This is a genomic window from Deltaproteobacteria bacterium, from assembly GCA_018668695.1.
In the GTDB taxonomy this organism is placed as follows: Bacteria; Myxococcota; XYA12-FULL-58-9; order XYA12-FULL-58-9; family JABJBS01; genus JABJBS01.
On record JABJBS010000226.1, the window covers coordinates 1 to 7,004 of the forward strand.

A 7,004-nucleotide genomic window follows, 5' to 3' on the forward strand; every position below is an offset into this window, starting at 1 on the left:
AGTACGCAGCAACAACCTCTTGGTAAGAGCCAAGAACCAGGTAGAAGAATTCGGGCGGCCGCTACGTGGGCTCGTGCGCTTGGTCAGGTATTTGAGAGGGTTGCCTTATTTGAGATTCGAGGCACAGATGCCCGGGTTGCATATGTAAAAGGTATCGACCTTCAAGCGCGTGGTGAAAGCCTGAGCCTTCTCGAGCAAACGCCTTTGCGTTGGACCATTGAAGCAGCTTCCCCCGTGGTAAGCGCTGGTCGCTCGCCAGGTGGACACGAAATTGCTGAAACTCTAGGCATCGATCTACCGCGCGCCTTCGCGATTTTACCTCTCGTTATCGATAATCGTTTAGAGGCACTAGCCTACGCCGACAATCAAGGCTCGCCTCTACCTCTGACTGCCGTGAGCAAAGTTTTCGAGATATGCGAAAATGCTCTGCGTAATCCTCAGGGTAAACCCACGGTTAAGCAAACCCGTAAAGTTCAGCGAAAGCGGCCGCGCACAACAATCAGCCGAAAGGAATTGTTGGAGCGAGCACGTAAGCCTCAAATTGCGGAAGACGCCGAACCGCTCGACGTTCAAGAGGTTGTTGAGCCGATAGAAGCTCTGGCACCAGTGGAATCCGTGGCTCCAGTGGTTGCTACACCCGAGCCTGAGCCAGAAGTTTTGGCCTCTGCTGAACCGACTCAGTTGTTCGAACTCCCAGTCATTGCCGACCTAGGGACTCCAGAGCCCGAAACATCTAAGCAAGAAGAAGTTCATGACGATGGCGAAGCGGTTGTTACACCTGAAGGTGTCATTAGCCTCGAAGACTTCCGTGAAGATGCAAAACCTCGCAAATTTCGTGTTGCCATGGCCGCATGCTTGGCATTTTGTGTGGGCGGCTTAGGCTTATTGTGGGCAGCACCGCCGCGCCAAGCACGAACTCACAACGCCGTACTAGAAATTTCACCAGGTACATCAGTGGCCGAGATCGCTCGCAAGCTTCAAGCTGACGGTGTGATTCGCAGCAGTTTCGCATTTCGAGTGTTGGCAAAAATCAAGGGCGTCGAACGCTCCATGCGCGCCGGTCATTATCGAATCGCCAGCGGTTTGTGGGCTTGGAATGTTGTTGATGAACTTCACGATGGGCAAATTAGCACCGAAACAATTACCGTCCCAGAGGGTCTCAATTTAAAACAAGTTGCCGAGCTTGTTGAGTCCAGTGGTCTCGTGACGCGCGAAGGCTTTATGGAAGCTGCTCGAAATCCGCAGCTTCTTAGCAAGTACGAAATTCCTGGAGCCACGGTGGAAGGTTTTCTTTTTCCTGAAACCTACACGTTCGCCAAAGGTCTTGCCCCTCGCGACATCGTCTCGGCGATGGTTCAGCTCTTTTTTGACCGCCTCGATGGGTTAGCCGATCGTCTTGATATGGCTCCCGAAGAATTAAAACGGCGCGTCGTACTCGCCTCAATTGTTGAACGTGAAGCCAAGCGTTCCGATGAGATGCCTCGAATCGCCGGTGTCTTCTTTAACCGGCTCGAGAAAAATATGCGCTTGGAGTCTTGTGCGACGGTTCAGTACATCCTTGGAAAACCTAAGGAGCGCTTGCGGTTAAGCGATTTGCGCCAACCTTCGGATTACAACACGTATTTACATACCGGTCTTCCACCCGGCCCCATCGCTAACCCGGGACTTTCTGCTCTCGAGGCAGCCTTTAAGCCCGAGTCCCATGAATACCTATTCTTTTTTGCCCGTAAGGATGGAAGCGAATCTCATGTCTTCACTCAAACCTACGCGCAACATCAAAAAGCTCTGACCCGTCAGAGACAAAACGGTAAAATCTAGGTTACCCTATTAGAATGATCATTGAGACCTACAGTGCTGGGTCTTTTGGCTGCAATGCGATTATTCTTGGTGACCGTCTGCTGAATCAAGCAGTCATTGTTGATCCCGGCGATGCAGTTCAAGAGACGCTCTCGCGTCTAAAAAGGCTCCGTCTACGCGCGGTGGCCATTGTTCATACCCACGCTCATGTTGACCATACGATGGGCTCTGCTCTCTTGAGCGAGCTGACAGGTGCCCCTACTTATTTACACACAGGAGATGCTAAGCTTCACAGTTGTATGGATATGCAGGCGCTGGAAATGGGCCTTCGATTGGATGTTTCAACACCGATGGATAAGCCCCTTAAAGATATGTCTTGTATCGATTTTGGAAGATTTCAGCTCGGCGTGATTCATACTCCGGGTCACACTCCAGGCTCGGTTTGCTTGGTCGTTCCCGGGGAGAACCTATGCCTGACCGGCGATACTTTGTTTAAGGGCGGTATTGGACGCACGACCAAATGGGGAGGCGATCCAGATCAGCTCAAAAAATCTATCCGTCACCGGCTCTATGGGATGCATGGCTCTGTGCAGATTCTACCAGGTCACGGAGCTCCCTCGACCATTGATTACGAGCGCCTGACGAATCCATTTGTTCGAAAAACTCTGGTCTAATTGCTTGAGCGTTCACGCGGCCGATAGCTGTAGGCCCACCGCAGAAAAGGCGTGACACACCGGGTTTGAATCCAAACACGGCCTCGGCCTTGAAACTTACAGACAAGTCTTTCCCCGCCGAATAAGAAACTTTTGATTTTTGAACCCGTCCCCAGGCCAGGTACGACCGTTACTGAGTAATTTAAAGTGTCTTCAAATGCGACAACGTATCCTGTATCGACGAGATAACCCTCGGACACATCAACCTCAATGATCGCGCCGTAGGTTGAGAAAAACACATCTCCCGTTCCGCTCGCTTTGAGCAGTACCAGCCCTTCTCCGCTGAAAAAACCTTTGGCTCCTTCCCACTTCGCCGAGAGGTCGACCCCTTCTCCGTGCGCAACAAAACCACCCTTTTGCAAAATAAGACTGTTCCCATCGAGCCGGTAGTGTTGAAGGTCTCCCATAGGCCCTGGCGCAAATGTAACCTCGCCATGTTTTTTTGCGGTATAGGTATTGATGACGAGATTTTCGCCGCCCAGTGCACGGCCCAGGGATTTCATGATGCCGCCCTTCAGGCCCGCTTTAAGCTCTATGCCGGTGGACATGGACGCCATGGAGCCAGGCTCAGCATAAACCTTCTGCCCGGGCTCCAGGTTCATGGTGAGAAGGGAGTAATCAGGGCGCATGCTGATATCGAATTTGTAATCACTTTGCATCGTAGAGACTTCCTATTCGCGAACGGGTTTGAGCTTAGGACCAAGGTTTTTACCGAAGTCTCCGGGTGCATGGGTCTGGCAATATATTTTCCCGCGACCTTGGAAGTTACAAACAAAGCCTTCGCCGCTCATAAAGCTAGAGACCCAACCGCTGGATGCTTTGGAGATACTGAAGTTAAGCGTTTCTTCGTAGGCAACGATGTGACTGGTGTCGACGCAGTATTCTCCGTCAACCTCTATTTCGTAGATTGCACCGAAGCTGTTGAGTAAGACATCGCCCTGCCCACTGCACTTCACCCAAAAAAGCCCCTCACCGCCGAAAAGCGCAGCACCGAGCCCTTGCCACGTTGTATCGATATCGATTTTACCGCACGCAGCAAGCCAGCCCGATGATTGAACAATTAAGGTAGCGTTGTTGAGCTCGTGGTGGGCTACGTCACCAATCAAGGATGGTCCCAAAATAATTTCGCTATCGTCCTGATGAGAGGTGAAGTGGTTTAAGAAGAAGTTCTCACCTGAGAACATACGCTTAACGCCTTTAAGAAAACCGCCGGAACCCCCTCGGCTTCGGCTCGTGGTCTCAACCGTTATCTGAGGGCTCATGGCAATCATGGCACCGACTTCAGCAGTCACCACGTCGCCCCGGTTCATTTGAATCTTAGCGGCTGTAGCCGCAGGTTGTGAAAGTAATTCTATAGTCATGGTGTTACCAAATGTGCCGGTTGGTCCAATGGGCAAGCCCATCGAGACTTCGTGATTGAAGGTAGATTTTCCCTTGTCCTTTGACGCGGCTTACAAAGCCCTCGCCGCCAAAGAAGCTGGAGAATATTCCTGCGCTTAAGCCTACCGACAAACCAAGGGTAGGCTCGTATGCAAGAATGTGTCCGCTGTCGACGATATATTCGCCTTGAACATCGCGGCTGAAGATACCGCCATAACCGCCCATCCAAACTTGCCCGTGCCCGCTGACTTGAAGCTTGAAAAGCCCCTCGCCGCCAAACCAGCTGGCAAAACCCGCAAACCCGAGTCCTAAATTGACACCGGGCGTGGAAGCTACATAGGCTCCAGGCTGAAGAAAAAGGCTTTGTCCCGCTAGTTCAATCGTCTGCAGATCTCCTGGCGTGGGCTGAGTAAGCACCAGTTGCCCAGGGGTAGACCCTTGCGGGCAATGGAACGTGTTGATGAATAAGGACTCTCCGCCAAATATTTTCCGCATCAGAGCTTTGAAAAACCCACCGTTAAAACGTGTTTTGATTTGGATATGGCGAGACATACTGGCCATGGCGCCGGCTTCTGCAACGATAGACTCGCCGGGGGCAAGCGTTACAAAGAGAGTCGCAAAAGCGGTTTTAAATCGAATATCAATGTTCATGGTTTATTTTCCAGGAGTGCTTGGTGAACTGCTTTCCAGTCTATGTCAAAAGGCTTTTGCTCTAAAGTACCGAGGCTTTGGTGGGTGGATTCGATGGCTTCAATCCGAGCGCCAATGGCCGGGTGCGTGCTTACCCACGAGAGCATTTCTTCCACTTGGTCTGGCAGCTGTGGTTTGTTTTTATCCTTGCCACCGTGAACGGGTCCCTGCTCTTTTAGGTCTTTAAAGAATTGGGCCAGATGTGTATGGGCAATTCCCGCCGAGTGTAGAATGCGAACTCCTATATCGTCAGCTTCACTTTCTTGATCTCGGCTGTAGCTGTTAATGGCGGCTAAAGTGACTAATTCAGAGCCAAGCCCGAGGAGCACTGAGCTGTCGCCAACGGCCAATTGCACAAGTGTCATGATGCCAATGGATTGAACGATGCGGTCAAGGCCATGCCTTTGTGTAACATGAGCAATTTCGTGAGCGAGCACACCGGCGACTTCTTCTGCTTTTTTTGCTCGCTTAAGCAGGCCAGTGAAAACAACCATCTGCCCGCCAGGAAGTGCAAAGGCATTTACCTGGTCACTTTTGACGACGTGGATATCAAATTGAGCCTCGGGCCTTGATGAGTGCGGAACGAGTCTCTGTAGGATTTTGTTGGTGGCATCTTGAACCACCAAGTTTTCAAGCATGGGGCCGCCAAGGTCCATTTGCGCAACCAGGGTCTGCCCAATGGTTTCATCTACTTCCCAAGGAACCTGATGCACTGCGCGCCGCGCGACACCTTGAAGAGCACTCAGGCCCCAGAAACCCATGGCGAAAATGCCTACAAAGCATAAGGCCCAGCCGAGTCCTCGTTTTAGCTGCGAGGAACGCAGAGACTGTTCAATAGAGAGGGCTTGTTGATGAACGTGGGGATTGGGATGAAGAGTTAGAGCTTTGAGAAACCCAGGAGCTTCACTGAAGATGGTCAGTGTTTTTTCGGGATTTCTACAAAAGACCATTTTCCCACTGGCGCCCCCGACCTCTAGGAGAACTTCAGTTGAGGCGAGTTTGAAAGTTGTGCCCTCGCCTGGTTTGGCATCGATGCCTTGCGGCTCTACGGTGATTTCGACTCCCACACGGCCCAGTGCAGTTTCGTCTGAGAAGACACCGCCTTGAAATGTTAAGGGCTGCATAGAGGGTTCCTGTATTGAAGTGCCATGAAGAAGAGTTAACGCTGTGCGGTTTGGGTTGCGCCTGGAATTGGGTCAGTAGCCAGTGCTGGTTGCGTACCTTGGTAGAGCCAGCGATAAATCCCCCAGGTTTGGTGGACACGTTTCACGTATTTTCGAGTTTCCTTGATGGTGAGCTCCTCGGCAAAGATATCGAAGGCGTCACCAGCGTGGCGTTTCCACCAAGTGTTGGCGGTGCGAAGCGCGGCATTGTAACCGCAGAGCGCTAAGCCTGTACTGCCTTTAAACCGGCTGATGAGTGAGGCCATAAAGGCTCCGCCCAGCCTTGCATTCAATGCCGGGTCGAACAGCTCGCTCGCTCGTTTTATTTTGATTTCAGGCGTAAGCAGCTTCCCTGCCCCTTGAGCGGTTGAGAGTAGAAGCTGGGTTAACCCGTAGGCACCGGCCCAGCTAACGACGCTGGCATCAAACGCACTTTCCTCTCGGGCCAGGGCCTGGAGAAAGAGCGGCGGGATTCCGTGTTCATCTTCTGCTGCTGCAATCTCTTTGCTGTATGCCATGGGGTAAGCGGCAAAGAAGATGTCTGCTTCTTGATGCGTGGGTATCTTTTGAAGCTGGGCTGCAAATGTAGAACGCACTTGCCAATGGGCTTCTTGTTCAAAGCCTGCACGGTTTAAGAGCAGCGCTAAGAGAAGGTCTGCTTGCATAGGCTCACAATCGGCGCCTTCTGTGGGGCCAAGCCCTTTGGTGGAGCGCCTTAAGTAGAGTCCTGCATCTCGGCGAAACCCGCTCCTTAAAAGCTTGAGTCCATTTTGAAAATAGATGTCTTTGGCGAGCTCACCCGTACAGATTGTGGTTGTTTCTTTCGCCGCAGGTGCCGTGAGGTGCGCTTCTAGCCACGCAAGCCTCGGTGCATCCACTTCCCGAAGTCTCGTCAGCGCAAGTTGAGCGTAATAGTGAAGGGGCGCTTCATCCAGAACCCGTTCGAATTGTTTGGCCGCCCTGGCCTTTTCGCCCTGGTCTAAGCTGATACGCGCCAACCAATAAAATGCGCGGGCCCTATCCTCTGTTTTGGAAGTGCAGCTTGTTTGCTGGATACTTTGGCTAAGGACTCGTTGTGCTTCCAGAGGTAAGTCATTGCGGTAGTAAATCCAAGCACGGCGCCAAGTGGCCTCCCCGCAATGATCTCCGGCGATGGGTAGGTCTTGAATGCGTTTGTAATATGCGTGGGCTTCGTCAAAGCGTTTGCGACGTTGGTAAAGGTCACCAGCCCAGAAAAAGAGATCGTCCACCATAGAATGAC

The 7,004-nt window shown here is 52.0% G+C and carries 7 protein-coding genes; 2 read left to right on the top strand and 5 right to left on the bottom strand.

Annotated features, from left to right (window positions below; translation table 11 throughout):
* Both mltG and HOK28_11875 read left to right on the top strand, forming a co-directional pair.
* A partial coding sequence (mltG, locus tag HOK28_11870) for an endolytic transglycosylase MltG (GenBank protein MBT6433785.1) occupies positions 1-1,818 on the top strand: 1,818 nt, incomplete at its 5' end.
* Positions 1,819-1,832: 14 nt separating this feature from the next.
* Positions 1,833-2,471 carry an MBL fold metallo-hydrolase gene (locus HOK28_11875; protein MBT6433786.1) on the top strand — a complete coding sequence of 213 codons (639 nt, stop codon included), beginning with the start codon at positions 1,833-1,835 and terminating at the stop codon, positions 2,469-2,471.
* Here HOK28_11875 and HOK28_11880 read toward each other — a convergent pair.
* From HOK28_11880 to HOK28_11900, 5 genes are all read right to left on the bottom strand, one after another.
* Entirely contained in the window at positions 2,468-3,169 is a 702-nt protein-coding gene (locus HOK28_11880) for a TIGR00266 family protein (GenBank protein ID MBT6433787.1), read from the bottom strand. The genes HOK28_11875 and HOK28_11880 overlap by 4 nt on opposite strands.
* A 12-nt stretch (positions 3,170-3,181) precedes the next feature.
* On the bottom strand, positions 3,182-3,871 hold the full coding sequence (locus HOK28_11885) for a TIGR00266 family protein (GenBank protein ID MBT6433788.1): 690 nt from the start codon (positions 3,869-3,871) through the stop codon (positions 3,182-3,184).
* A gap of 4 nt (positions 3,872-3,875) precedes the next feature.
* Positions 3,876-4,541, bottom strand: a complete 666-nt coding sequence (locus tag HOK28_11890; GenBank protein MBT6433789.1) for a TIGR00266 family protein — start codon at positions 4,539-4,541, stop codon at positions 3,876-3,878.
* Positions 4,538-5,704 carry a M48 family metallopeptidase gene (locus tag HOK28_11895; GenBank protein MBT6433790.1) on the bottom strand — a complete coding sequence of 389 codons (1,167 nt, stop codon included), beginning with the start codon at positions 5,702-5,704 and terminating at the stop codon, positions 4,538-4,540. The genes HOK28_11890 and HOK28_11895 overlap by 4 nt, the downstream gene beginning before the upstream one ends.
* Positions 5,705-5,739: 35 nt before the next feature.
* Positions 5,740-7,004, bottom strand: a 1,265-nt coding sequence (locus tag HOK28_11900) for a lytic transglycosylase domain-containing protein (protein MBT6433791.1), incomplete at its 5' end; no start/stop codon positions are given.